Annotated in this window: 26 protein-coding genes; 13 read left to right on the forward strand and 13 right to left on the reverse strand. The window is 67.7% G+C overall.

The features are described 5' to 3' along the window. Both IBX22_RS24255 and IBX22_RS24260 read right to left on the reverse strand, forming a co-directional pair. The gene (locus IBX22_RS24255; RefSeq protein ID WP_194818021.1) at positions 1 to 2,145 is read right to left on the reverse strand and encodes an MMPL family transporter; all 2,145 of its coding nucleotides are present in this window, start codon (positions 2,143 to 2,145) and stop codon (positions 1 to 3) included. A gap of 102 nt (positions 2,146 to 2,247) precedes the next feature. Further along, positions 2,248 to 2,589, reverse strand: coding sequence for a helix-turn-helix domain-containing protein (locus IBX22_RS24260; RefSeq protein ID WP_194818022.1), 342 nt, complete (start codon positions 2,587 to 2,589; stop codon positions 2,248 to 2,250). A 72-nt stretch (positions 2,590 to 2,661) separates the two neighbouring features. Here IBX22_RS24260 and IBX22_RS24265 point away from each other — a divergent pair, with 72 nt between their 5' ends. The 3 genes from IBX22_RS24265 (at position 2,662) to IBX22_RS24275 (ending at position 4,691) form a co-directional block, all read left to right on the forward strand. Continuing rightward, a complete protein-coding gene (locus IBX22_RS24265) occupies positions 2,662 to 3,525 on the forward strand; it encodes an alpha/beta hydrolase (RefSeq protein WP_194818023.1) in 864 nt (287 codons plus the stop codon). 39 nt (positions 3,526 to 3,564) lie between these two features. Further along, positions 3,565 to 4,278, forward strand: coding sequence for a PP2C family serine/threonine-protein phosphatase (locus tag IBX22_RS24270; RefSeq protein WP_228539377.1), 714 nt, complete (start codon positions 3,565 to 3,567; stop codon positions 4,276 to 4,278). A gap of 68 nt (positions 4,279 to 4,346) precedes the next feature. Continuing rightward, complete coding sequence (locus IBX22_RS24275) at positions 4,347 to 4,691, forward strand: hypothetical protein (protein WP_194818024.1); 345 nt, start codon at positions 4,347 to 4,349, stop codon at positions 4,689 to 4,691. A gap of 4 nt (positions 4,692 to 4,695) precedes the next feature. Here the strand turns inward: IBX22_RS24275 and dapA are convergent, their stop codons facing one another. Beyond that, entirely contained in the window at positions 4,696 to 5,610 is a 915-nt protein-coding gene (gene dapA / locus IBX22_RS24280) for a 4-hydroxy-tetrahydrodipicolinate synthase (protein WP_194818025.1), read from the reverse strand. A gap of 70 nt (positions 5,611 to 5,680) precedes the next feature. On the opposite strand from dapA, the gene IBX22_RS24285 reads away from it, so the two are divergent. Further along, complete coding sequence (locus IBX22_RS24285; protein WP_194818026.1) at positions 5,681 to 6,589, forward strand: LysR family transcriptional regulator; 909 nt, start codon at positions 5,681 to 5,683, stop codon at positions 6,587 to 6,589. 180 nt (positions 6,590 to 6,769) lie between these two features. On the opposite strand, the gene IBX22_RS24290 is transcribed toward IBX22_RS24285, so the two are convergent. Then, positions 6,770 to 7,198, reverse strand: a complete 429-nt coding sequence (locus IBX22_RS24290; RefSeq protein ID WP_194818027.1) for a MerR family transcriptional regulator — start codon at positions 7,196 to 7,198, stop codon at positions 6,770 to 6,772. Between the two features lie 45 nt (positions 7,199 to 7,243). Here IBX22_RS24290 and IBX22_RS24295 point away from each other — a divergent pair, with 45 nt between their 5' ends. The 3 genes from IBX22_RS24295 (at position 7,244) to IBX22_RS24305 (ending at position 9,479) form a co-directional block, all read left to right on the forward strand. Then, positions 7,244 to 8,059: an MBL fold metallo-hydrolase gene (locus tag IBX22_RS24295; protein WP_194818028.1), complete on the forward strand. Its 816-nt coding sequence runs from the start codon at positions 7,244 to 7,246 to the stop codon at positions 8,057 to 8,059. A 128-nt stretch (positions 8,060 to 8,187) separates the two neighbouring features. Then, on the forward strand, positions 8,188 to 8,844 hold the full coding sequence (locus IBX22_RS24300; RefSeq protein WP_228539378.1) for an SGNH/GDSL hydrolase family protein: 657 nt from the start codon (positions 8,188 to 8,190) through the stop codon (positions 8,842 to 8,844). A gap of 23 nt (positions 8,845 to 8,867) precedes the next feature. Next, on the forward strand, positions 8,868 to 9,479 hold the full coding sequence (locus tag IBX22_RS24305) for a TetR/AcrR family transcriptional regulator (RefSeq protein ID WP_194818030.1): 612 nt from the start codon (positions 8,868 to 8,870) through the stop codon (positions 9,477 to 9,479). A 2-nt stretch (positions 9,480 to 9,481) separates the two neighbouring features. Here IBX22_RS24305 and IBX22_RS24310 read toward each other — a convergent pair whose 3' ends face one another. Together IBX22_RS24310 and IBX22_RS24315 are read right to left on the reverse strand one after the other, a co-directional pair. Further along, the gene (locus IBX22_RS24310; RefSeq protein WP_194818031.1) at positions 9,482 to 10,525 is read right to left on the reverse strand and encodes a DUF6745 domain-containing protein; all 1,044 of its coding nucleotides are present in this window, start codon (positions 10,523 to 10,525) and stop codon (positions 9,482 to 9,484) included. 34 nt (positions 10,526 to 10,559) lie between these two features. Beyond that, positions 10,560 to 10,886: a hypothetical protein gene (locus tag IBX22_RS24315; protein WP_194818032.1), complete on the reverse strand. Its 327-nt coding sequence runs from the start codon at positions 10,884 to 10,886 to the stop codon at positions 10,560 to 10,562. A 154-nt stretch (positions 10,887 to 11,040) separates the two neighbouring features. Between IBX22_RS24315 and IBX22_RS24320 the strand changes: the two genes are divergently transcribed. From IBX22_RS24320 to IBX22_RS24340, 5 genes are all read left to right on the forward strand, one after another. After that, a complete protein-coding gene (locus tag IBX22_RS24320; RefSeq protein WP_194818033.1) occupies positions 11,041 to 11,988 on the forward strand; it encodes an STM4015 family protein in 948 nt (315 codons plus the stop codon). Continuing rightward, entirely contained in the window at positions 11,985 to 13,079 is a 1,095-nt protein-coding gene (locus IBX22_RS24325) for an STM4014 family protein (protein ID WP_309234769.1), read from the forward strand. The genes IBX22_RS24320 and IBX22_RS24325 overlap by 4 nt, the downstream gene beginning before the upstream one ends. Next, positions 13,072 to 13,893 carry an STM4013/SEN3800 family hydrolase gene (locus tag IBX22_RS24330; RefSeq protein ID WP_228539380.1) on the forward strand — a complete coding sequence of 274 codons (822 nt, stop codon included), beginning with the start codon at positions 13,072 to 13,074 and terminating at the stop codon, positions 13,891 to 13,893. Before IBX22_RS24325 ends, IBX22_RS24330 begins: the two co-directional genes overlap by 8 nt. Beyond that, positions 13,890 to 15,221 (forward strand): STM4012 family radical SAM protein, encoded by a 1,332-nt coding sequence (locus IBX22_RS24335; RefSeq protein ID WP_228539381.1) that lies wholly within the window; start codon positions 13,890 to 13,892, stop codon positions 15,219 to 15,221. Before IBX22_RS24330 ends, IBX22_RS24335 begins: the two co-directional genes overlap by 4 nt. A 175-nt stretch (positions 15,222 to 15,396) precedes the next feature. Continuing rightward, complete coding sequence (locus tag IBX22_RS24340; RefSeq protein ID WP_194818035.1) at positions 15,397 to 16,326, forward strand: STM4011 family radical SAM protein; 930 nt, start codon at positions 15,397 to 15,399, stop codon at positions 16,324 to 16,326. On the opposite strand, the gene IBX22_RS24345 is transcribed toward IBX22_RS24340, so the two are convergent. The 6 genes from IBX22_RS24345 to sigJ form a co-directional block, all read right to left on the reverse strand. Continuing rightward, complete coding sequence (locus tag IBX22_RS24345; RefSeq protein WP_309234770.1) at positions 16,262 to 17,179, reverse strand: aldose 1-epimerase family protein; 918 nt, start codon at positions 17,177 to 17,179, stop codon at positions 16,262 to 16,264. The genes IBX22_RS24340 and IBX22_RS24345 overlap by 65 nt on opposite strands. A gap of 32 nt (positions 17,180 to 17,211) precedes the next feature. Beyond that, entirely contained in the window at positions 17,212 to 18,333 is a 1,122-nt protein-coding gene (galK, locus tag IBX22_RS24350; RefSeq protein ID WP_375540286.1) for a galactokinase, read from the reverse strand. Positions 18,334 to 18,356: 23 nt separating this feature from the next. Next, entirely contained in the window at positions 18,357 to 19,424 is a 1,068-nt protein-coding gene (gene galT, locus IBX22_RS24355; protein ID WP_194818856.1) for a galactose-1-phosphate uridylyltransferase, read from the reverse strand. Between the two features lie 65 nt (positions 19,425 to 19,489). Then, positions 19,490 to 21,013 carry a multicopper oxidase family protein gene (locus IBX22_RS24360; RefSeq protein WP_194818036.1) on the reverse strand — a complete coding sequence of 508 codons (1,524 nt, stop codon included), beginning with the start codon at positions 21,011 to 21,013 and terminating at the stop codon, positions 19,490 to 19,492. 8 nt (positions 21,014 to 21,021) lie between these two features. Beyond that, positions 21,022 to 21,426, reverse strand: a complete 405-nt coding sequence (locus IBX22_RS24365; protein WP_194818037.1) for a hypothetical protein — start codon at positions 21,424 to 21,426, stop codon at positions 21,022 to 21,024. A gap of 90 nt (positions 21,427 to 21,516) precedes the next feature. Next, positions 21,517 to 22,416 (reverse strand): RNA polymerase sigma factor SigJ, encoded by a 900-nt coding sequence (gene sigJ / locus IBX22_RS24370; protein WP_194818038.1) that lies wholly within the window; start codon positions 22,414 to 22,416, stop codon positions 21,517 to 21,519. A 173-nt stretch (positions 22,417 to 22,589) separates the two neighbouring features. Between sigJ and IBX22_RS24375 the strand changes: the two genes are divergently transcribed. Further along, entirely contained in the window at positions 22,590 to 23,741 is a 1,152-nt protein-coding gene (locus IBX22_RS24375) for an amidohydrolase family protein (protein ID WP_194818039.1), read from the forward strand. A 36-nt stretch (positions 23,742 to 23,777) separates the two neighbouring features. On the opposite strand, the gene IBX22_RS24380 is transcribed toward IBX22_RS24375, so the two are convergent. Beyond that, positions 23,778 to 24,935 carry a lipase family protein gene (locus IBX22_RS24380; protein WP_194818857.1) on the reverse strand — a complete coding sequence of 386 codons (1,158 nt, stop codon included), beginning with the start codon at positions 24,933 to 24,935 and terminating at the stop codon, positions 23,778 to 23,780. Positions 24,936 to 25,211 lie beyond the last annotated feature (276 nt).

Raw genomic sequence — 25,211 nt, forward strand, 5'->3', positions numbered from 1 at the left:
TCAGCCTACTTTCACCGGCACACGGCCTGCGTTGGTGACCGCAGGGGATCCCGGCCACCAGGTTCGATCACCCAGGAGCAGTAGCAGCGCAGGCAGGATCACGATCCGGATGACGAACGCGTCGAGCAGCACGGCCGCCGCGAGCGCGAAGCCCATCTGCTTCATCTCCATGATGTGCAGCGGGACGAAGCTGGCGAATACCGTCACCATGACGAACGCGGCGCTGGTGACCACACCCGCCGAACCGCCGACACCCTCGAGCACGGCTTGCCGGGTGGGCGCACCGTTCTGCACGGCTTCCTGGATCCGGCTCAGCACGAAGACCTGATAGTCCATCGACAGGCCGAACAGGATCACGAACAGCAGCAACGGAACCCGGGATCCGATCGTGCCGGTCGAGTCGAAATCGAGCAGGGTTTCGGCCCAGGTGTGCTGAAAGACCAAGGTCAGCAGGCCGAGCGCGGCGCCGGCCGACAGCAGGTTCAGCACCACACCGATCACGCCGAGGACGAGGGAGCGGAATGCCGCGGCGGTCAGAGCGAAGGTCACCAGGAGCAGCGCCGCGATGATCAGCGGCAGTTTCTGCTTCTGATGCTCCGGATAGTCGGCGTAGCGGGCGACGTCGCCGGTGACCGCGTATTCGACATCCCCGAGTGCGCCGAGCGTGGCCGGCACGTAGTCCGCGCGGACTCGTTCGAGTGACTGCTGCGCCGCACGGTCGCTGACATAGTGCGGCACAGGCAGTTCCAGCAGTTGGACGCGGCCGTCGGCCGAGGTGCGCAGCTGGGCGGCGCCGATCCGCACCGGGTCGTCCGCGGCCCGTTCGGCCAAGGCGCGCAGCGCGTTCGAGACGTCGTTCGCCAGTGCCGGGTCCGCCGTCACGACGATCTGGTGCATCGACTTCAGCTCCGGGAAGGCGGCATTCAGTCGATCGAAGGTCTGCATGGCCGGAATGATGCGTGGGTGGGTTTCGCGTCCCATATCGGTGAGTTCGAGGCCGAGCAGCGGTGCCGTGAGCCCGAGCATGGCGAGCACTGAAACAATCAGTGCGGCAGCGGGCTTCGCCGCGATCCTGCGCAACACGAACCCGGTGAATCGTCCGCCCTGCGACGATTCGCGGTGCACGGATGCGGCCCGCCCGGCCCGATCGGTGAGCACCGTCAACAGTGCGGGCAGCGCGGTGAGCGAGCTGGCCACCGAGACCAGCGTGACCAGGATCGCGGCGGTGGCGATCGAGGAGAAGATCACGTCATCGGCCAGATACAAGGTCGCGGAGGAGACCGCGACGGCGAGTCCCGACACCACGACGGCCCGGCCCGAGGTCGCGGCGGCTATCTCGACCAACGCCCGGGAGCTCAGCCTGCCGCCGGAGCGAGCGCGCTCCTCTCGCGCCCGCTTCAGATAGAAGAGCGTGTAGTCGACGCCGACCGCCAGCCCGATGAGCAGGATGATGCTGGTACCGACTCCGTTGTCCGGGAACAGATGTGAGGCAGGCATCGACAACCCGACGGCGGCGGCGATGGAGGAAAATGCCAGCAGCAACGGCACCAGCGCCAACGCCACCGACCGGAAGACCACCAGCAGTGTGAGCAGAGTGACCGGCACCGCGATCATCTCGGTACGAGTCAGATCCCGTGCCCGCAACGCGTCGGTCGCTTTGCTGACAGAGGGCCCACCCGTCTCCTCGATCAGCAGCCCCGGGTTCGCCCGCTGCACCAGCTCGGTCTGCGCCCGCAGTGCCGCCACATGATGATCGGCTTCGAGCTCCCCGCCGACCATCGTCACATCGACTCGCAAGGCCGACCCGTCAGTCGAATACACCGGCGCGGCAACGGATTCGACCTCCGGCAGCGCCCGCATCCGGTCGCTGATCTCCCGCGCCGCGCTGTCGGCGGCCGCATCCAGCCGCGTCCCGTGGTTGGTGATCAGCACGCGCTCCACCGGCCGCTGCTGCAATCCACCCGAGGTGGCGATCGCCTCACCGCGCCCTGCCTCGCCGATCCAGAAGTCCTCGGTGGTCGCGGGCTTCCCGCCGATGCCCATCCCGATCCCGAGGCACAGCGCCACGAATACAAACCATCCGACAATGGCCGGCCACGGGCGGGCCGCACTCCAACCGGCTATGGCTACCAAGCGATTTCGCATATCCGCAATGCTGCTCGGTTACCCGGCATCGCCGACAGCCCCGACCGGTCGAACTTCGTGTCCACCGATCGGTGGACACGAGCTCATACCGGAGTACTGCTCTCAGGCCGACGGGCTCGCGGGATGTTCGATCGCCCATGCGCAAATGGCCGCCAGGGGTGTCTCCAGGGATTTCCCGAGCGCGGTGAGGGTGTATTCGATGTGCTGCGGAGCGGTCTGCTTATAGACGTGCCGATCGACCAAGCCATCGGATTCCATGCCGCGCAGGGTCTCGGTCAGCACCTTCTGGGTGATGCCGGGCAGTCGTTGCCGCAGCCGGGCGGGTCGCTGGGGTCCGTCCAGCAGCGCGTAGATCAGCAGGATGCGCCACTTCGCGGATAGCCGCTCCAATGCCTGCCGGGTCGTGCACGATTCCTCGAGCACGTCCGGAATCACCAGGGACATCTCGCTTCCTCCCCGAAGGGCACCGCAAAGTGCCTTCTACCGCTGGTCGACTACCGGGCCTACCGTCGGGAAATGACTATCAGCACAGTCCCGTTCATTATTGCCCACGCCGGCGATCGCCTCGAGGGGACGCTGTATCTGCCTGCGGGGGCACCGACCGCGGTCGTGGTGACGACCGGTCCGCTGACCTCGGTCAAAGAGCAGGCGGCGGGCGTGTACGCGGCGGCCATGGCGCGGCGTGGTTTTGCGGCGCTGGCTTTCGATCACCGAACCTTCGGTGCGAGCGGGGGCACGCCCAGGCAGTTGGAGGATCCGCTGGGTAAGGCTTCCGATATCGCTGCGGCGGTGTCGGCGCTGCGGCTCGACGAGCGGTTGGCGGGGAAGCTGGTGGTCGGGCTGGGTGTGTGTGCCGGTGGCGGTTACATGGCGCGCGCAGTCGCCGACGATCCGCGCTTGCGGGCCTTCGCCGGGATCGCGGGGGTCTACCCCGCCGCCGCGCCGGACCCAGCCGTGATCGAGCGCGGCCGCCGCGCCCGGGAGCGCCGCCTGGCCACCGGTTTCGTCGAGACGATCCCGGCGGTGGCGGTGGACAACGGCGACGTGGCGATGCCGCTGCGCGAAGCGTTCGAGTACTACGGCACGCCGCGCGGAGCCGTACCCAACTACAGCAATGCCTTCGCCGTCGAATCCTATGAACACACAGCCGGTTTCGATGCTCAGGAGGCGGCCGCCAGACTGGCGGTCCCGTTCCTGCTCGTGCACTCCGATCGCGCTCTGGCCCCCGCCCTCGCCCGCAAGTTCTACGCCACCGTGGCAGCGCCGAAATCCGAGCTGTGGCTGGACTCCGCCGGCCAGATCGACTTCTATGACGAAGCGGGCTTGATCGATCCCGCCGCCGATGCCGCAGCCGCCCTGTTCCAGGACGCGGTCGGCTGAGGGTCGCTCGCGACAAGTTTTGAATGTTGGAGGTCGGGGTTGCGGAAGTCCGTGATGGTTGCGGCCGGGAGTGAGATCGGGAATCGGTATCGGGCGAACTTCGATGTCGTGCACCTGGGGCGGGAACCGTTGCTGGCCGTGGTCGCGGACGGGATGGGCGACGGGCAGGGAAGTGCGTTGGCAGGGCGGGTCGCAGTCGACACCTTCGTCCAATGGACTAGTAGCGCCGGTGCGATCAACGCGGAGGTGCTGCGGGACGCGGTCGCGCTCGCGCAGCAACGGGTGGGCGAGATCGGCAGGCAGGTGAAAGATCTTGCCGGGTGCACCTTGACGGCGTTGACGGAGTCGGCCGACGGGTTCTGGATTACGCAGATCGGGGATTCGCGGGTGTATCGGCTGCGGGATGGGTTGCTGGAGCTGTTGACCGTCGACCACACCATGGCGTGGCTGGGTGCCGTGCACGGTTGGTATTCGTTCGATTCGCGCGAAGCCGCCGCAGCGCGGTATCACCTGACGCGCTATATCGGCCAAGGGGCGCACACGGAGCCGGATGTCTTCAGCGTGACGGTGCGGCCTGGTGACCGGTATTTGTTGTGCAGTGACGGCGTCGCTGAACAGGTCGTCTATCAACAGATTCGGAACATCCTCGGGAGCGAGGAATCGCCCGAGATCATGGTTCGGCGGCTGTTGGACGCTGCCGAGGCCGCGGGTGGCAACGACAACGCCACTGCAATCGTGGTAGCCGCGAATTAGCTCGATTGAATAAGACGCGCCACCAACGGTACTGGACCATGCGGTCTGCTTTTGGCAGTCTGTCCGGTATGACCGTCTCTGAGGCGGCGCCTCAGTTGATCTATCGGGTCGAGATCACTCGCGCCGGCGCCCTTTCCGAGTCCGCGTGGTGGCAGGTCGGCAATACCGGCAGCCCCGCGCAAGTAGCTGCCGCCCTGGACGAGCTCGCCCACCGCGCCCAGCGCGACCTGCCCGCACCCACGGCCGACGACGACCAGGAGCGTTGCTGGATGCGCTACCGGGTGTGGTGGCCGGATGGTGTGGTCCTGGACAGCTTCGAAGGACGCCGCACTCCGTGCTTGGTCCCCGCTGAGCTGCGCGGACTCGCCTGCACTGTGACCGCGGCGGCGCTGCCGCGAGACCCCTGGCCGTAGTCGGTTACCGGTAGGACGCCGTCGGAACAACCTCGTCGAATTCGGTGATTCGGCTGAGGGCTTCGAGTGCGGCCGTAACCGCGGGTTCGCTGGCGGGTAGGAGGGGGAGGCGCACCGCAGGGGTCGGAATCTGGCCTCGGGCGGCGAGGACGGCTTTGATGACGGTGGGGTTGGGTTCGGCGAACAGGGCTGCGGAGAGCGGAGCGAGGCGGTGGGCGTGGGGACGGGCTTCGGTCAATGTGCCTGTGCGCCAAGCGGATATCAGGGCGGTGAAGGCGGCGGGTGCGACGTTGCCGGAGGCGAGGATGCCGCCGGAGGCGCCGAGGGCGAGTAGCGGTGCGGCGTGCAGGTCGTCGCCGGCGAGGACGTCGATGCCGGGTGCGAGGGTGCTCATGAAGGTGACTGTGGTGTCGTCGATGCCGCCGATGGCGTGCTTGAAGCCCGCGATGTTGGGGATTCGGGCGAGTGCGTCGAGTGTATCGGCGCTCAGGGTTCGGCTGGTGCGGTACGGGACGTTGTAGACGATGAGGGGGACGGGGCTGGTGGCGGCGAGTTGGCGGAAGTGGGCAAGTACTCCCGCTTCGGAGGGTCGCGTGTAATAGGGGACGACGGTGAGAGCGGCGGCGACCGAGGTGCTCAGGGCTGCAAGGGAATTGATGGACGCGGCGGTGGAATTCGAGCCCGTGCCGACGATGAGCGGAGCGTTGCGTTCCGTACAGACGCGGGCGCAGATCTCCAGGACCAGTTGGCGTTCTTCGGCAGTCAATGTCGCGGCTTCGGCAGTGGTGCCGAGGGCGACGATGCCGGTGGCCCCGGCGTCGAGGACGGTGTGCGCCAAGCCTTCCAGAGCATCGGTGGCGATGTCGTCACCGGCGGTGAATGGGGTGACGAGGGGGACGAACAGGCCGGTGAATGTCATGTTCTCAGCGTGGCCTGGCCAATGCGTCAGGTCTAGTTCATATTTCTACAAGTGAGCTTAAGCTGAGCTGATGCTCGACGTTCGAAGGTTGCGACTGCTGCGCGAACTGGCCCATCGGAAGACTATCGCCGCGGTCGCTGAAGCGCTGTCCTACACGCCGTCCGCGGTATCTCAGCAGCTGGCTGCTTTGGAACGCGAAACCGGTGTGGTCCTGCTGGAACGGACCGGTCGCCGCGTCGAGCTGACCGCCGCCGCACTCACCCTGGTGGAACATTCCGAGACGATTTTCGCAGCGCTCGCCCGGGCTGAAGCCGACCTGGCCGCAGGCCAAGGCGAACTCGCGGGGCCATTACGAATCGGCGCGTTCCCGTCCGCGGTTCCGACAATCGTGTCCCCGGCACTGGTGGCGCTCAGTCGGGAACACCCGAAGCTGGAACTGATGGTGGCCGAGGTGGATCCGGCGACGGTGCCGCAGGCCTTGCGCGCGGAGACGCTCGATGTCGCGCTCGTGCAGGAATACGACTACGTCCCCGCCGAGCCCGACCCGGCTATCGACAGCGAGCCACTGCTCGAGGAAACGATCTACCTGGCCGCCGTAGGCCCCGAACCGTTGGCAGCCCGCCGCGATGCGGCCTGGATCGCGGGCACACCCGGCACGCTGTGCCACACAATGACGATCCGCGCTTGCGAGGCCGCTGGCTTCAGCCCTCGAATCCGGCATCACACAGACGATTTCGGGACGGTGCTCGCACTCGTTGCCGCAGGGCAAGGCGTCGCGCTCGTCCCGGAACTCGGTGTCGTGGCGCCGCCCCCGGGCGTGGTCTTGTCAGCCTTGCCCGCGCGGCGCAGAACGTCAGTCGCCTACCGTCGCGGCACCGGCGGATCTCCGGTAGTGGTCGCAGTGCGCGCAGCGTTGCGTGATTCTGTCGCCGAAATGCGAATGACGGTCGTTGAACTCTCCGGCGCAGTGAGACAGTGATGACGACATCCGAGTGCCGCGAGTAATCCTGCCGCTGCAAGTCACCGGGAACGCAACCTCGACCGGAATGGCGCGGTGCCGCATCGTATTCGCGCCGGGGTGGCCCTGCTACCTGGGCACCTCCGGACTCCGCGTGCCAGCAGGCCTATGGGGCAGGGCGGGTCGCCCGGGCGAGGGCTATCAACACATCGAATTGCATTCTCCAACTGCCGAATTCGCATCCGGCGTGGACAGCGTCCGTTTGAATTCAGGACACTCCACCAGCCGGGAATGGGTGCAGGTGGCGGCGTGGTTCAGACCGTCGCGCATCCGGATGAGGCGGGCGATGTCTTCTTCGACTTCCCTGGCCTTGGTAGCCAGTTGGGTGCGTAGATCGGTGTCATCAGGGGTGGCGCGCAGGAACGCCTGAATTTCGGCGATGGTGAAACCGGCGCGGCGGGCGCAGTTGATCAGGGTGAGGCGGGGGACTACGTCGGCGGTGTAGGTGCGGCGGAGGCCGTTGCGGCCCGCGGAGCTGATGAGGCCCTGCTGTTCGTAGTAGCGCAGGGCGGAGGCGGCCAGGCCGGAATGGTCGGCCACCTCGGCGATGTCGAGCAGGGGAGTGGTCACTGTGCTCCTTGACTTGAAGTGCGCTTCAAGTCACAGACTAGCGGCATGAAGATTCATCACCTCAATTGCGGATCGATGGCGAAGATCGAAGGGACATATGCGCAGGCCGCTCCGGCACACACGGTGAACCACTGTTTGCTGGTGGAGACCGCCGATGAGCTGGTGCTTGTCGAGACCGGGCTGGGATTGGCGAACGTGCGGGATCCGGAGGGAACCTTGGAGGCGGACTGGGTGCGGTTCGCGCAACCGGTGCTCGACGAGCAGGAGACCGCTGTCCGGCAGATCGAGCGGCTCGGGTATTCGGCCGGGGATGTCGGGCATATCCTGCTCACTCACCTCGACGTGGATCACTCCGGCGGGCTGCCCGACTTCCCTGAGGCCAAGGTGCACGTGCATGCCGCGGAACTCGATGCGGCGCTGGCGGAATCGGCGGCCGGCCGGTATCGGCCCGCGCACTGGGCGCACGGCCCGAAGTGGGTCAGTTACAACCCGGAGCCCGGTGACGAATGGTTCGGTTTCACCGCGGCCGTCCCGGTCGGTCTCGGGCCGGACTTCCGCCTCGTCCCGTTGCGCGGTCACACCCCTGGTCACATGGGAGTCGCTGTGCGACAGGATGATCGGTGGCTGCTGCACTGTGGTGACGCCTACTACTACCACCGCGAGCTCGACCTGCCGCCGCAGCCGCATCCGGTTCTCGACATCCTGCAGCAGAGCGCGGAATTCGATCGGGACCTGCGACTCGGCACCCAGGCGCGGCTGCGCGAGCTGACGCGCACCCATCCGGAGCAGATCACACTGTTCAACGCGCACGATCCGTGGGATTTGCAGCATCACCAAAATGGTTCGCCCGCAATGCATTGAGCGTGTCTGGTGGCGGGCGACCGCCACCAGCAAGCAGGGGATCGACTGATGCGCGATCCGGTCAGTGTTCCTTGCAATAAGTGTGCGGTCGATCGTATGCTTAATTTATGACGACGACGATGCCTTCGATGACAGAGGAAACCGACCCGTTCTGCCTACAGCCGGTGGAGGCGGCAGCCCTGCTCTACGACGCGCCATGGCAGCGGTTCGGGGTGATCGGCGACAGCCTCTCGGCTGGAACCGGCGATCCTGCACCGGGTTACGCGCCGCTGGGATGGTGTGACCGGTTCGAGGGAATTCTGCGTAGCGTGCGCCCGGACCTGGCCTACCTCAATACCGCGCGGGTCGGCGCGAGGACGCCCGAGGTCGTGGCCGAGCAGTTCGACCGGATACGCGCGTTCCGCCCCGATCTGCTGCACCTGAATTCCGGTGCGAACGATATCGTCCGGCGCGATCCCGACTTCGATGAGATCGAGCGGGAGCTGCGGCATATGTACGAGCTGGCCGCCGGGACCGGAGCGCAACTGACGGTTTTCACGCTCGGCCGGGCGTATGTCGTTCCCGTGTTCGCGGATTGGCATGACCGGCTCAGTCGGCTCAACGACATCACGCGCCGGTTGGCCAGCGAGTTCGACGCGGTGCTGACCGACTTCTGGGACCACGACTTCAACAATCGGCCGAACCTGCTCAGCGCCGACGGCATCCACTTCTCCACGGCGGGCCAGGCGGTCATCGCCTCGGAGCTGGTGAAGCAGCTGGCACATCGGCTGGGTTCGGCACGCTGACAACTGAGAGTACGATCGACCGCATGCAGAGTGGGGCGGAAGCGCAGGTCACCGACAAGCGCCTGCTGCGTGGAGCGAAGACCCGGCAGCTGGTGCTGAGTCAGGCTGTCGACCTGGCGTCGCTGGAAGGGCTCGGGGGCTTGAGCTTCGGACGCCTCGCCACCGACACCGGCCTGAGCAAAGCCGGTATTCAGACCCTGTTCCGGACCAAGGAGACCCTGCAGCTGGCGACCATCGAGCAGGCGCGACGCCTGTTCATCGATGCTGTCGTCCGGCCTGCGCAGGTGGAACCCAGTGGGGCGCAGCGACTTCGGGCGCTTGTCGAACGGTGGATCGAGTACGCGGCGACGCCGCTGTTCGCGGGCGGCTGCTTCTGGACCGCGACCCTGGCGGAATTCGACAGCGTGCCCGGCCCGATCCGTGACGCCCTGTCCGCCACGAAAGTGGAGTGGATCACCGCACTCGCGGACGAACTGCGGCACGCCACGGAAGCGGGCGAGATCGGCACACTGGACGCCGATCTCGTCGCCTTTCAAATCGATGCGGTCTTGAGTTCGGCAAACACCGCGATGCGGTGCGGTGACGCCGCGGCAGTCGACAAGATCCGCCGCAGCGTCGCGAGTTTCCTCGCCTGACTTCAGGTCTGGCGGAGCGGCTCGTAGCTGTCCGCCGTCAATTCGAAGGTCCAGGCGACACCTTCCTTGGCGGTCCGGGTACTCGGCGGGACGCGCAGCCAGTAGGTGTGGAATGTGCCGTCCGGCTCCGCGGTCGAGTTGACCACCTCCACCATGACCACGTCCTCGTCGTCGGGCAGCGGTATCCGCCAGAGGATTCCGGTCTCGTCGCGGTGCACCGGCTGGGCGCCGGATTCGGCGAGATACCGCTCGTAGCCGAAGTATTCGAGCATGACGCGGCGGAGCTCCGCGTTCTCCTCGTCACGGATGCGCGCCGGGGTGAGGTCGCTCAGTTCGCTGAGAAAGGTTGCGGGGACCGGCATTCCGGCCCAGGCGTACAGCGCGAAACCGTCCGGGAAGATCAGCGCGGGCCCGTCGCCACAGTGCAACCGACCTGCTTCGTCGCGCTCCAGACGCAGGGGGCGTTCACAGAGGACAACCGCGTTCTCGAACGGCCACCACCAGCCCGCGCTGCGTGCGATCTGCGCCAAGCCGGTCAAACGCTCGGAGTCGTCGAACGCGGCCAGCCACGGTGCGTCGTGCTGGCCGAGCACGGCGTCCAGCAGCACCATGCGAATCTCGCGTTCGGCGGCGGCGCGTGCCGTGCGTGCCGCGCCGTCGTCGTCCTCCGTGGTTTCGGCAGGCCCGAGCATGTCGTCCACCACGCCGGTGCGGATCCGCTCGGCCAGCTCACGGGTGGTGTCCCAGAGTTGCGCACCGGTGGCGTTCCAGAGCTCGCTCCACCCGTCGGCGCCCAATTCCGTGAACAGCCGTTGGCGTTCGGCGGCCCAGGGCAGGGTGCGGACGGACTCGCGCACGCTGCGCCCCGGATGCACCAGCGTGCGCACCGCGGCGATACCCGCGACCGGTGAATCGGCCCAGATGATCCGGGCGGGCTCGGGCAGTCCGGCGTCGGTGTATGCGCGCCGCACTCCGGCTTCGGCGGCGGGCCGATCAGCCCGTCCGGTAGCGGCCGCGACGGTGCGCCAGTTGTCGATGGTGTGCATGAAAATCCGCTCTGTGATTCAGGGTTGGGAGAGGTCAGTCGGCGATGATGCGCACCGAACCGGGCACGTACTCGCGCTGCCGGATCACCCGGTACCAGCCTTTCGGCAGCGGGATCGGCGCGTGCTCCTCGTGCCCCAGCCGCCCGCCCTCGGGTAGATGCAGCAGCTTGGGCGCGGTGGGCCCGGCGGTCCGGATCAGCCGCCCGGGTGCGGTCAACGCGTGCGCGTGACCGGTGACCTCGCCCAGCGCCAGCACCATGCGGCCACGCCCGTCGCGCGGCTCGCCCGCGGCGTGCTGGAACCGCTCGGGCACGGACTGCTCCGCGATCGGCATGATCAGCACATCACCCTGTCGGAACATGGCTCTCTCCCTCCGAGCCGGCACCCCGTGCGCCGGCTCCCACATCTGAAACTAGCGGTGGGGTACGACAATTCACGGCGGCCCGCAGGGCTGTCGGACGCTCCTGGTAGAACTTGCTGCACATCGGATCGATAGGTAATGGGGAGCCCGCGAAATGGCCATTTCCGACCACATGGAGGAATTCCACGGACTACCCGTGTTCGAATTCCCCGACGCCGCAACGACTGTCGAGCTACCCGCGCCCGGCGCGGTGGCCTGGCGCATCGGCATCGAACCCTGGGACAGCAAGGAGACGTGGGCGGCCGCGTTCGCCCGCTTCCTGGACGCGGTGGACAGCACCGCGGTGCGCGCGCTCGTCGTCGGGGTGTGGGGCGAGGGCGATGACGATTCCGAGCCGGTCGTCGCCGCGCTGGTCGAGGCCAAGGATCGGTTGCCCGCCCTGCGCGCACTGTTCGTCGGCGATATCACCTTCGACGAGAACGAGTGCTCCTGGATCCATCAGTCCGATGTCACACCGCTGCTCGAAACCTTCCCGAAGCTGCGGGAGTTCGGTTTCCGCGGCGGCGAGAACATGCGGCTCCGCCCCTTCGAGCACACCGCGCTGCGGTCGCTGTCGGTCCAGACGGGCGGCCTGGACGTCGAGATCGTCCGCGCTGTCGCCGCGAGCGATCTGCCCGCGCTGGAGCGCCTGGATCTTTGGCTCGGCACCTCCGAATACGGTGCGACGGCGGAGGTCAGCGATCTGGAACCAATCCTTTCCGGCACCCAGTTCCCCGCCCTGACCTCTCTCGCCCTGCGCAACAGCGAGATTCAGGACCAGATCGCCATCGCGATCGCCTCCGCGCCGGTGGTGGCTCGCCTGAGCACCCTGGATCTGTCCATGGGCACGCTCGGCGACGAAGGGGCCGCCGCGCTCCTGGAAGGCCAGCCGCTCACCCATTTGAAGACGCTCGATCTGCATCACCACTTCATCAGCTCGGCGCTGAGCAAGCGGCTGGCCGCGGCGCTGGAACCGTCCGGCGTGGAGGTGATCCTCTCCGACGAAGAGGAAGCCGAGATAGACGACGATCGGGAGTGGCGCTACGTCGCGGTAGGGGAGTGAACGCCCGCCCCGCGCTCGCCATTGTCGGGATCCCGGGGAACCGGCGCGTCACCGGATTTCAGGATGCCTTGCGGCGGGCCGGAATCCCGGAGGCCAGGGTGGTGTCGTGGCTCGACGTGCTCGGCGGGCGCGTCGAGTTCCATCCCGGCGAGCTGGTGCGCCTCGACTCACCCGGCGAGGATCCGGAGGTCGATCGGGTCCTGCGTGACGCCGCCGATCCGACCCGGGTGGAGGGTTCGGCGCTCTGGTACCGGCGTTTCGTCGCGGCGGCCCGTGGGCTGTCGAACGCGGCGCGGCTGCTCGACGACCCCGAGGACCTCGCCGTCCTGTTCGACAAGCGCCTCTGCCACGGTGTGCTGTCCAATGCCGGTGTCCCCGTGCCGGTTTCGCCGACCTCCGGGAGTCAGGCACCCGTCCGTGGCTGGAGCGATGTGCGCGCTCTGATGAAGGACGCCGGATTGTCGCGTGCCTTCGTGAAACTCGCGCACGGTTCCTCGGCGTCGGGCGTGCTGGCTCTCGCGACGGCGAGCGGTGGGCGCGTCCAGGCCACCACGTCGGTGCGGCGCGATGCGCAAGGCGGCCTGTTCAATTCGCTGCGGGTGGCCACCTACACCACCGAGGCGGAGGTCGGCGCGATCGTCGACGCGCTGGCCCCGGACGGCCTGCACATCGAACGCTGGCTGCCCAAAGCGTCCCTGCACGGCCGCACCGCGGACCTGCGGGTCGTCGTGGTCGACGGCCGCGCCACGCACGCGGTGGTGCGGACCAGCCGGTGGCCGATGACGAACCTGCATCTCGGCGGTGCTCGCGGCGATCTCGCCGCGGCCCGCGCGGCCATCGGTGACCGCTGGGCGGAGGCGGTCGCGATCTGTGAACAAGCGGCAGCCTGCTTCCCCGGGTTCTCCCGCGTGGGCGTGGACCTGCTGCCCGCGTCCGGCTGGCGGCGCTTCGCTGTCGGCGAGGTCAACGCGTTCGGTGATCTGCTGCCGGGTCTGCGCGGATTCGAGGGCGGGGGAGCCGAATCCGGAGACGCCTACGACGCTCAGGTCGCCGCGATCCGGCGCCGGACAAGGAGCGAAACGCATGCCTGACCCGGATATGAACGAGGTGATCGGGCGCGACGATCTGCTGCTGGTCACCCTCGACACCCTGCGCTTCGACGTCGCCGCCGAGCTCGCCGCCGCGGGCCGGCTGCCGAACCTCGCGCGGCACCTGCCGGACGGCGTGTGGGAAAAGCGCCACGCACCCGGCAGTTTCACCTACGCCTCCCATCAGGCGATGTTCGCGGGTTTCCTGCCGACACCCGCCACGCCGGGCCCGCATCCGCGGCTGTTCGCGGCGCGGTTCGAGGGCAGTGAGACCACAGCGGGCCGCACTTTCGTGTTCGACACCCCGGATCTGGTGTCCGCGCTCGCCGCCGAGGGTTATCGCACCGTGTGCATCGGAGGCGTGGGCTTCTTCAACAAGCGGGGCCCGATGGGATCGACGCTGCCCGGCCTGTTCCAGGAAAGCCACTGGGAGCCCGAGTTCTCGGTCGCCGCACCGGATTCCTTCGAAGCACAGGTGAATCGCGCCGAAAAGGTAGTCGCCGCGTTGCCCTCCGAGCGCAGGCTGTTCCTGTTCGTCAACGTCTCCGCCCTGCATCAACCGAATTGGTTCTACCGCTCCGGTGCGACCAAGGCAGCCGGTGATTCACGCGAAACCCACGCCGCCGCTTTGGAATACGTGGATCGCCACATCGGCCGGTTGTTCGCCGCCGCCGGCAGTCGGCGGCGCTGTTTCGCCATCGTCTGCTCCGACCACGGCACCGCCTACGGCGAGGACGGGTTCACCGGGCACCGCCTCGGCCACGAATCGGTATGGACCGTTCCCTACGCCCAATTCTTCCTAGAGGCACAGCCATGACCACGATGACCCGCCCGCGCCCGTACCAGAGCTACGTCTACGGCTACCCGCACAAGACGGCATACCGCCCGCTCGACGACCGGCCACTCCTCACCGACCTCTGGGCGCAGGAACCGACCGAAGCGCTGTCGCTCTACGCGCACATCCCGTTCTGCGAATACCGTTGCGGCTTCTGCAATCTGTTCACCCGCATCGGCGCACCGGACGATCTGACCGGCCGCTACCTCGACGCGCTCGAACGCCAAGCGATCGCCGTCCGGACGGCCCTGGGCGACCGTCCCGCCCGGTTCACGGCGGCGGCGTTCGGCGGCGGCACACCCACCTATCTCAGCGCCGACGAGTTGACCCGGCTCTGCGATATCGCCGAACAGCGGATGGGCGCCGACCTGCGAGCCATCCCGCTCTCGGTGGAAACCTCACCAACCACCGCCACCACCGACCGGCTCGCCGTCCTGGCCGAGCGCGGCGCGACCCGGGTCAGCATCGGCGTGCAAAGTTTCATCGACAGCGAAGCCAAGGCGGCGGTGCGCCCACAACGCCGCGACGAGGTGGAGGCCGCGCTGGAGCGAATCCGGGCGGCCCGCATCCCGGTACTGAATATCGACCTGATCTACGGCATCGAGGGCCAGACCGAAAACACCTGGCGCACTTCGCTACAGGCGGCACTGGCGTGGCAGCCCGAGGAGCTCTACCTCTACCCGCTGTACGTGCGCCCGCTGACCGGACTCGGCAAACTCGGCACTGCCGCCGAGGAAGACTGGGACGAGCAGCGCCTGCGCCTCTACCGCATTGGTCGCGACCTGCTCCTTGAGAACGGCTATGAGCAGACCTCGATGCGCATGTTCCAGCGCATCGGTGCGCCCTCTATCGGCCCCGGCGATTACGCCTGCCAAACCGACGGCATGATCGGTCTCGGCTGCGGCGCCCGCTCCTACACCGCGGGCCTGCACTACTCCTTCGACTACGCGGTAGCGCCGCGCGAGGTCCGGGGGATTATCGACAGTTACACGCGGACAACAGAGTTCAGCCGAGCCGAAGTCGGCCGCAGGATCGACGAGGACGAAGCCCGGCGGCGGCATCTGCTGCAATCGCTGTTGCAGGCCGAGGGGATGGATGTTGTCGGCTACCGCACCCGCTTCGGTGCCGATCCTAGCGAGCACTTCGCCGCGGAACTCGACGAGTTCGCCGCTCTGGGCTGGCTGGACACGGCTGCTGGGCCATCGCGGTTGCGACTATCGGCCGAGGGCTTGGCTTACTCCGACGCGCTAGGCCCCCGACTGTTCTCACCAGCGGTGCGCACTGCCATGGCCTCCTACGAGCTGCGGTGAGAGTCGAATCGGGTGCGCAGTTGCAGGCGGCCACATTCACCGGGCCATCGATGCCGCGAACCTCAGCCGAGGGCGTCCAGACGTCGCAGTTCGAGCCGCACCTTCAGGCTGAGTGCGGCCTGTTCTCGCTCGCGACGTCCGCTGCCAGCGCCGAGCACGAAAGCGCAGCGCACCTATGGATTTGACGATTCTCTATCGCGGGCCGCTGGCCTCGTGCGACTACGACTGCCCGTACTGTCCGTTCGCCAAACGCCGTGATAGCCGGGACCAGCTGCGGGCCGATCGCGCCGCATTGGAGCGGTTCTCGAAGTGGGTGGCCGACCAGCGCGGCGACCGGCTGTCGATCCTGTTCACGCCGTGGGGCGAGGGTTTGGTCCGTTCTTGGTATCGGCGGACTCTCGTCGAGTTTTCGCAGCTGCCGCACGTGCGGCGGGTGGCGATTCAGACCAACCTGAGCTGCCGCACCGATTGGCTCACCGAGGCCGACCCCGAAACTCTCGCTCTGTGGTGCACCTACCATCCTGACCAGACGCCGTACGATCGGTTCGTCGACAAATGTGCGGAGCTGGCGCACAAGGGGATTCGATTCAGCGTCGGGGTGGTGGGATTCCCGGAGCATCTGGATACCGCTCGCAGGCTGCGCGCGGACCTGCCCGAGCACGTCTACCTCTGGGTGAACGCACCAGAGGGACACCAGCTCTCCGACGCGGACGCCGCCGCATGGCTCGAGCTCGACCCACTATTCGAGTACAGCTTGCACCCGCATCGCTCTGCTGGAATGCCTTGCCGCACCGGCGAGTCGGTGATCTCGGTGGACGGTGACGGCACCGTTCGTCGCTGCCACTTCGTTCGCGCGGAGCTCGGGAACCTGTACGACGGTTCGTACCGGGAAGCGTTGCGCCCACGGTCCTGCCCACTTGCCGTGTGCGACTGCCACATCGGCTACGTGCACATGGAGACACTGCCGCTCTACGACGTTTTCGCGGGCGGCGTGCTGGAACGGATTCCCGCGCGTCCGAACGAGGCACCCATAGAGCTAGCTAGGGCGCAGCACTCAATCGTGCGCCCCACCGAGTGGTCACCGATGCCCCTGCGGCCAGCTTGATCAGACCGTCGCCGCTCTGAAAAGCATTGGGCGGGCAGGTCATCGGCTCCGCGGCGAGCCCGGTGCGGCGGTGTGCGTGTCCGAGAGAGTCGGCGGTGAACAACTGGATCAGCGGGTAGCTCTCGTCGACCCACAGTTCGGCGACCTGGCTGTCGGTGCCGCGTAAACGGACCCAGGCGCGGCCGTCGTCGTCGCGCGCTAGGTCGGTGAACGCGTGATCGATCTCGGTCGAACCCACCTGCCGGGGACTCGTGAAATCGAATTTCGGTGTGTCCGTGACCGGTTCGATCCCGGCCGGTAGCTGGCGGTACGGGTCGGTACGGATGCGGGTGGCGGCGTCGAGGTGGAGGATCGCGTCATCGATCGGCCCGCTACCGGGCGACAGGTACGGGTGGTGGCCACAGCCGTACGGTGCGGGGATCGTTCCGGCATTCGTCGCCGTGGTCGTCACCGTGAGCCCCGCCTCGGATAGTGCGTAGTGCACGGCCACGTCGAGATGGAACGGATAGTCCGGCCGCGGGTACACCGTGGTCCGCATGGTGACCTCGTGCTCGGCCCGCGCGGTGGCAACCCACGGCCGCCAACGCAGAAAGCCGTGTATCGCATTGCTTTTCGACGGCTCGGTCAGGGGGACCTGATATTCGGAGCCGCCGAAGTGGTACTTGCCGTCGCGCAACCGGTTCGGCCACGGAATCAGCACCGCCCCGTGCGCGCCGTCGGCGATCGCGGTGACATCGTAGGGCTGGAATACCTCGCGCGAACCCACCCGGTACTCACGAATGCCGCCGCCGACCTCGACGATGATCGCTTCCTGCCTACCCCAGGCGATCCGGAACTGCTGCCCGGACGGCACCGGGGTCGAACCTACTCCAGGCGGCGCCGAGATCACGTCTGATCCACCCGGTGCGCTCCGGCCGAAGGTATCGCGACGAACGCTCGAGGGTCCGCGAAAAAGGCTGCCCGGAAACGGGTTTCGATCTCGGTGACAACGCGATCCTTGGCTGCGGCGTCGATGAGCGCGATGATGCTCCCGCCGAATCCGCCGCCCACCATCCGGGCCCCGTGCGCGCCGGCGTCGAGCGCGGCGTCGACCGCGGTGTCGAGCTGGGCGGTCGAGACCATGAAGTCGTCACGCAACGAGGTGTGCGCGGCGGTCAGGATCGGTCCGATGGTGCGCGGGTCGCGCCCGTCCCGCAGCGCCTCCACAACGGCCAGGACCCTGGCGTTTTCGCTCACCACGTGCCGGGCCCGCCGTCTCAGGACGGGGTCGGTGAGCGCCGCTACCGCCCGGACATCGGTCACGTCGCGGAGCCGGGCGACGCCCAATTCGGCTGCGGCGGCCTCACATTCCCGCCGCCGCCGCGCGTATTCGCCGTCCACCAGCGCATGCGGTGTGTTCGTGTCGACGATCAGCAGCGACAGCCGAGCCGCCGCGAGATCGAAAGGCACCTGGGCGGTTTCGCCCGTCCCGGCGTCGAGGAACAGCGCATGCCCCGCTCTGCAGCGGATGGACGCGGTCTGGTCGAGGGTTCCGGTGGGCGCGCCCACATAATCGTTCTCGGCCTTGTTCGCGATATCGATGAGGTCGGCGTCGGACACCGATAGCTCGAACAGATCGCGCAACGCGATCGCCACCGAGCACTCGATCGCCGCCGAGGAGGACAATCCCGCCCCGATCGGCACCGACCCGTCGAGTTCCAGATCGACCCCCGGAATCCGGTGTCCCCGGCGGTGATACTCGTACACCACCCCGAGCGGATAACGGGCCCAGCCCTTTACGGGCGCCTCGGCCAGCCCGGCGACCGCCACCTCGACCCGCTCGCCGGGATGCTGCTGCGAGCCCACTCGCACCAGACCGTCGGTTCTCGGCATCGCGGTACATCGCACCACCTGCGGCAACGCCATGGGCAGGCAGTAGCCCCCGTTGTAGTCGGTGTGCTCGCCGATGATGTTGACCCGGCCCGGGGCGGCCCAGATACCGCCCGCGCTCATCGCCGCCACATCCATCGATGCACCTTCGGACACCTGATTCACCGCACCTCCCGCAGTTCCGCCGCGACCTGTTCGGGCGTGGTATCGCTGATGAACACATTCATGCCCGATTCCGAGCCCGCCAGATACTTCAGTTTGTCCGCTGCCCGCCGGATCGAGAACAGCTGCAGGTGCAGCCACCAGTCCTGCCGGGGCACACCGGAATTCGGGGTCGGTGCCTGGTTCCAGGCTGCCACATACGGCATCGGGGCGGGGAAGCGCCGGGCGAAGCTGCGCAGCACATCCGGGTAGAGCCGGGCGAACGCGGCGCGCTGGGCGTCGTCGAGGTCGGGGATGTCGGCGACCTGGCGATGCGGGTACAGCTGCACCTCGTAGGGCCAGCGCGCGAACGGCGGCACGAACGCCGTCCACTCCTCGTTGGCCGCGACGACCCGGATCCCGGCCGCGCGTTCGGCGGCGAGCACGTCACCGAACAGGTTGGCGGCGTGTGCCTTCCGGTATTTCGCGACATTGGCGGCGATCTTGGCGACCCGCGGCGTCACGAACGGGTAGGCGTAGATCTGCCCGTGCGGATGCGCCAGCGTGACTCCGATATCCGCCCCGGAGTTCTCGAAACAGAACACCTGCCCGATACCGTCGAGGCTCGCCAGTTCCGCGGTGCGCTCGGCCCACACGTCCACGACCAGCCGCACCCGATCCGGTTCCAGCTGGGCGAACGACGAATCGTGGGCGCTGGTGAAGCACACCACCTCGCACTTGCCGAACCCATCCCGCAACAGCGTCTGCGGCGCAGCCTGCACCGACTCCGGCAGCTCGCTGTGCACCGGCGTCAGCGACGGGAACCGATTGTCGAAAACCGCTATCTGGTAATCGGTTTCGGGAATCTCGGTGGCTCGCTCGGGTGTCGACGGGCACAGCGGGCACAGATCCGCGGGCGGCAGAAAGGTGCGTGACTGCCGATGCGAGGCGACCACCACCCACTCGCCCAGCAGTGGATCGAACCGGGCCTGCGAGCTGGTGTGCGCGGCCGGCAGGTCCCGGGTGTCGACGGCGAGCCGCGCCACGGGTGCGGCGTCGTAGTACCGGATGGTCCGGCCGTCGGCCAAGGCGCGTTCGGTCTTGATCACCGATCCAGTATCGCCGACCATCAGCAAATATTCAGCAACCGCGCCTACTCGGTGACGAAGTCGGCCATCATCGCCATGTCCTCGTGCTCGGCATTGTGGCAGTGCAGCATGTAGGTGCCCGCGTGGTCGGTGAAGCGCACCGCGATCTCGACCGCCTCGGCAGGCCGCAGGTCGACGGTGTCCTTCCAGCCGGTGTCGGCGGGACGCGGGGCGCGGTTGTTGCGCGAGAGCACCAGGAACGGGTCCAGATGCAGATGGATCGGATGGTGGAAATCGCTGATCAAGCGCCAGATCTCGACGGTGCCCAGGCGAGGGCGGGCGAGCACGCGCCCGGCTTCGTAGGGCAGGCCGTTGATGGTCCAGCCGTGGTCGGGGCGCAGCTGGAAATGGAAGGTGCGGGCGGCGACGGCTCGGGCCGGGTCGAGGCTGGGCCCGGTGCTCAATCGTTCGGGTAGCGGAGGGTTGTCCCCGGTTGGGCCTGTGATGTCGAAGGACATGACCTCGGCGGTGGAACCGCTGCCCAGCCGGTTCAGCAGGCGTACCCGGGTGCCTGGCCGGTAGCGGGAGAAGTCGACGACGATGTCGAACCGTTCGGCGGGCGAGATTTCGAGCCGGTCGTGTGCGACCGGCCGCCCGAGCAGACCGCCGTCGGAACCGACCTGCACCAGCGCACCGCCGCCGGGGGGTTGCGGGTCGAGTTCGAGGCGATAGCGGCGAGCATTGGAGGCGTTGAGCAGTCGCAGACGGTAGCGAGCCGCGTCCACCCGAGCCACCGGCCACGGGGCGCCGTTGACCAGGATGACGTCGCCGAGCACGCCGTTCATGTACGGGGCGGTCACACCGTGCTGATGCGCGGCGGCGCGGGGATACCGGAACGACCCGTCGGCGGCGAAGGAGCGGTCGGTGATCATCAGCGGCAGATCGCGCGCGCCGGTGGGCAGGCCGAGTGCGTCCTGCTCGTCGTCGTGGATCAGGTGGAAGCCGGCCAGGCCCTGCCAGAGGGCGTACCCAGTGCCGCCATGACGATGATCGTGATACCAAAGTGTCGCCGCACCTTGCTGATTCGGATAGCTGTAGTCGCGCTGTCCGGCCGCCACATCACGGCCCGCGTGGTGCATCGCGTGCGATGCCGCGTGGGCGGGCAGGATGAGGTCCATCGGGTAGCCGTCGCTGTCGGCGGGTGTGTGCCCGCCATGGAGATGAACCACCGCGGGCTGGTCGAGCTCGTTGCGGTGCCGGACTACGGATTTGCGGCCCGATCGGGCGACGATGGTGGGCCCCGGGAAGCTGCCGCCATAGGTCCAGGCGGGTGTACGCAGGCCGGGCAGGATATCCAGTTCGGTTGAGCGCTGGATGATTTCGTAATAGTCGGCGCCGGCGTCGCGGCGGATCGGTTCGAGCACCCGGGGAATGGGCAGTTCGGTGGCGAACGGCCGGGGGAGTGCCACCTGGCTCGGCAGGAGCAACCCGGGATCGCCCAGACCGAGCAGGCGCGCACCGCCCGCCCAACCGGTCGCGGCGACACCGGCGGCCGCGACCGCCGCACCCAGAAAGCCACGTCGGGACATCGCGAAACTCATTGTGGGCCTTCCGGTATGCGCCGCCAGGCGGTGTAGGTCAAGTGCAGAACCCCGACGACAAGTAACACCGCCAACGGCAGGTGGACCGCCAGAATTCGCTGCTCGCCCAACGGGATCAACGCCGCGGTGACCACACACTGGGCGACGCTCGCGAGCACGGGTTGCTTGGTGGCCAAGCCCGCGCGCTTGCAGACGATCGCGGCGATCAGCTGAATCAGTAAGAACGCGGCCATGATTCGGGCGTTGCGAGCATGCGCGGCCAGCGCGGCGAACTCGCCGGACAGGAAACTGCCAGCGAGCGCGGCTTGCAGCAGTACCAGGACCGCGACGCCGGTGCTCGCGGCGCGCAGTAGCAGAATCGGCCAGCTGGTGCGAGGTTTGGCGTAGGTGAGTGTGGTCATGGCCGTTCCCGTCGATCGGGTTCGGCGCAGCACAAAACAAGCATGGGGTGTGCTCCTGGAAAAGGTTGTGGCAGAGAGAAAGTGGCTAGCTCAGTTGATGCTGGTGAGCTTGTCCGGATTGGTGATCGAATAGACGGCGGCGATGCGCTCGCCGTCCGGCGTGAGGTCCACGACCACGACCGCGAGCGGGCTGTCACCGGAAAACACCAGCGCGCACGCGTCGCCCGCCACCCGGCGGTAGCGCAGGTCCAGCCCTTCCGGCACCGCCGCGGCGACCGACATGAACACTGCGGCAACACTTTCCCGGCCGTGCACCGGTCGCAGATTGAGGGCGGGCCCCTTGCCGCCACCATCGGTCCACAGGGTCACATCCGGCGCCAGGATTTCCAGCAGCGCCTGCAAGTCGCCACCGAGAGCGGCCGCCGCGAACCGCTCGGTCACCTGAGCCTGCAGCTGCGGGGGAGCGCTGTGCCGGGGCCTGCGGGCATGGACGTGACGACGAGCGCGCGTCGCCAGCTGGCGCACCGCGGCGGGGGAGCGATCCAGCATTTCCGCGATCTCCGGATGCTGAAACCCGAAGACCTCGTGCAGCACGAACACCGCCCGCTCCAGTGGCGACAGTGTTTCCAGGACGACCAGCATCGCCATCGACAGCGACTCGGCGCGCTCGACGGTGGCCGCGCTGTCGTCCGCGGCGGCGACCAGTGGCTCCGGAAGCCACGGGCCCACATAGGTTTCCTTGCGCTTACTCAGCACGGCGCGCCGCGCCAGCGCCTGGTTCGCGGCGATCCGCACCAGATAGGCGCGCGGGTTCTCCACGGTCGTCGCGTCCGAGGTGTGGCGCGCCGTCCACGCCAGCCACACCTCCTGCAGCACGTCCTCGGTGTCGGCGACACTGCCCAGCATGTTGTAGACCACCGAGAACAGCAGCTCCCGGTAGCCGAGGAACTGATCAGTGGCGGTGCCGGAGTCCGGCGGAATGGATGTCATGTGTTGCCTCCTCGCTGTGTCAGGACCGAAGAGCCACAGGACGCCCCGAGTGTGACATAAGTGGGCAACGGTGTGATCGGGCCCACAGCGATGTCACAGTCCGGCGGCGCGGCCGCTCTTTGGTGCTGTCCGGGGATCGACTCCGGAAAATCAGCACCGCACAGGAGAATTCGATGCGCACAATCATTCGCGGAGCCCAGGTGTTCGACGGCGAGCGCACACTGGGCCGCACCGATGTGGTCCTGCACGACGACGTGATCGCGTCGATCGGCAGCACGGAGGGCACGGCCGACGTCGAGATCGACGGCACCGGCCGCACCCTGCTACCGGGCCTGATCGACGCGCACACCCATGTCTTCGAAGGCAGCCTCGCCGAAGCATTGCGGCACGGCGTCACCACCGAACTCGACATGTTCTGCCTGCCGGAGGTGCTCGCCGCACAACGCCGCCTGGCAGCCGAACGCGATGACATCGCCGACTTCCGCAGCGCGGGCACCCTGGCCACCGCACCGCACGGGCATCCGACGCAGTTGCTCGCGGCGATGGCGGGCATGCTGGACGGCGTCAGCACCGCGGTCGACTTCGTCTCCGACCCGGCTGACGCACCGGCCTTCGTCGAAGCTCGACTGGCCGAGGGCGCCGACTATCTCAAGATCGTCATCGACGACGGCGCCGTCCACGGCGTGGATCTCCCCGTCATGTCGCCGGAAACCGTAGCCGCCCTGACGGATTCGGCGCACGAGCGCGGTCTGCGGGTCATCGCGCACGCCATCACCGCCGCGGAGGTGAAGATCGCCCTGGACGCGGGCATCGACGGCCTGGCCCACGTCTGGACCGACGTCGCCCCGGGCGATCCCACCACCCGGGCGCTGGCCGAACAGATCCGCGCCCAGGGCGTCTTCGTCGTCACCACCCTTGCCTACTTCGAAGCGATCAGCGCATTCCAGGTGGACACCGCCGACTGCGCCCGCCCCGGCAGCTCCGCCAACGCGGTCGACGCCGTACGCGCCCTGCACCGCGCCGGCGTCCCGCTGCTGGCGGGCACCGACGCCACGCCGTTCGTCCCCACCCACGGCGCGGGTCTGCATCGCGAACTGGAGCTCCTGGTCGACGCCGGAATCGGCACCGAGCAGGTCCTCGCCGCGGCCACCAGCGTGCCCGCCCAGCATTTCGGGCTCCAGGACCGCGGCCGCGTCGCCGCCGGCTTGCGCGCCGATCTCGTTCTGGTGGAGGGAGATCCGACCCGGGACATCACCGCTGCCGGGCAGATCGCCGAGGTGTGGCGGCGCGGAGTCCGGCAGCAGCGCGACTTCGGCCGGATCTGATCGGTGGCGGGGAGGCAGCTCCCCGCCACCGGATGCTCAGCAGCTGGTGGGTACCGGCTCGTTGCGGAAGCGCGATTCCACGTAGTTCCACGCTTCGGTGAAGCCGGCCGCCGCGGCGGTCATGTGCTCGGCGATGTCATAGGTCACCAGCTTGACCGGCGCGCCGGCACGGCAGTAGCGGTCGGCGGTTTCCTCGACGGTGTTGTAGGGCGTCAGGGTGTCGTAGCGGCCCTGCCAGATGTAGGTGGGGGCGGTCGGGACGCCGTCGAAGTAGCGCAAGCTGTTCTCGTGCAGTACTTCCCGGGCCACGGGGCTGTCCATCAGGCTCTTGGTGGCGGCCAGCTGGTCGGCGCTGCGGAAGGCGCCGTGGAACAGCAGGAAGCGACGGCAGGCATCATGGGTGAATTCCCGGAACCACAAACCGTTTTCGTTGAGCTGGTCCGAAATCGGCAGGCGCTGCGGGTATTCCCGCTCCAGGCCCATGGCCGCGGCGAAGGCGAGGCCGAAGCCGGGGTGCGGCTCGAAGCCGAGGCCGAGGGCCATCTGCTCCAGATCGGCGGGGATACCGCCCGCGACGACCGCGGCGATCTTCAGATCGGGTGCGTAGGTGGGCTGCAACGCGGCGGCCCAGCCGGTGGCCATGCCGCCGCCGGAGTAGCCCGCGATGGCGACCGGGGAAGTCCCCAGGCCCAGTTCGGTGGCGCGCTGGACCGCCTTGACGCTGTCCAGGGTGACCATGCCGCTGAGCCGGCCGGCGCCGTAGGCGACATTGGGGCCCAGGTAGTCCGGCATCGAGACGGCCCAGCCACGGCCGATCGGCAGCATCGCGCCGGGCGCGTCCTGCAGCTCGCCGTTGAACAGCGACCGCGACGGGTTGCAGCGCGAGCCAAGGGAATTGATCAGCGCCTGGTAGGAGACCAGCGGTGGGTTGCGAACGCCGATGGGCAGCAGCACAGTGGTCATGCCCAGGATCGGGTTGCCCTGTGAATTGGTGGACCGGAAGGCGACCTGCCAGCCCTCGGTGCCGACGTAGATGGCGGTGTCGATGCGGCGGGTGCGCACCACGTCACCGGGTGCGAAACGGCCGAGGTCGGCCGGCACCGAGTAGAAGGGATCCGGATCTGGTTGCGGATATAGCGGTTCGGCATTGCTCGGCGCGGCGAACAAGCCGACGGCGATGATGCTCAGCGCCATGGTGAGAAAGCGAGTGAGGGTTGCGAACACGATCTTCTTTCGGGCAGAGCAGCATGGCCGACGGTGCGCCGCAGCAGGTTTGGTACCGGGCGGAGTTCGGCCAACGGGTCGGGGTGGGGCGGTGGCGCGAAGCACCTGCCGCGGGCGTGAACGTATCACAGGGATGATCTTGAAATTGCGGCAGTGAAAGTACTTTAATCCTGATCACATGAGTCCCGAAAATACGTTGTGACCTGCATTCTCGGGTAGAACCGACCCAGACAGAGAGCCGCGGCG

The sequence above is a fragment of the Nocardia sp. XZ_19_385 genome, assembly GCF_015355755.1.
In the GTDB taxonomy this organism is placed as follows: domain Bacteria; phylum Actinomycetota; class Actinomycetes; order Mycobacteriales; family Mycobacteriaceae; genus Nocardia.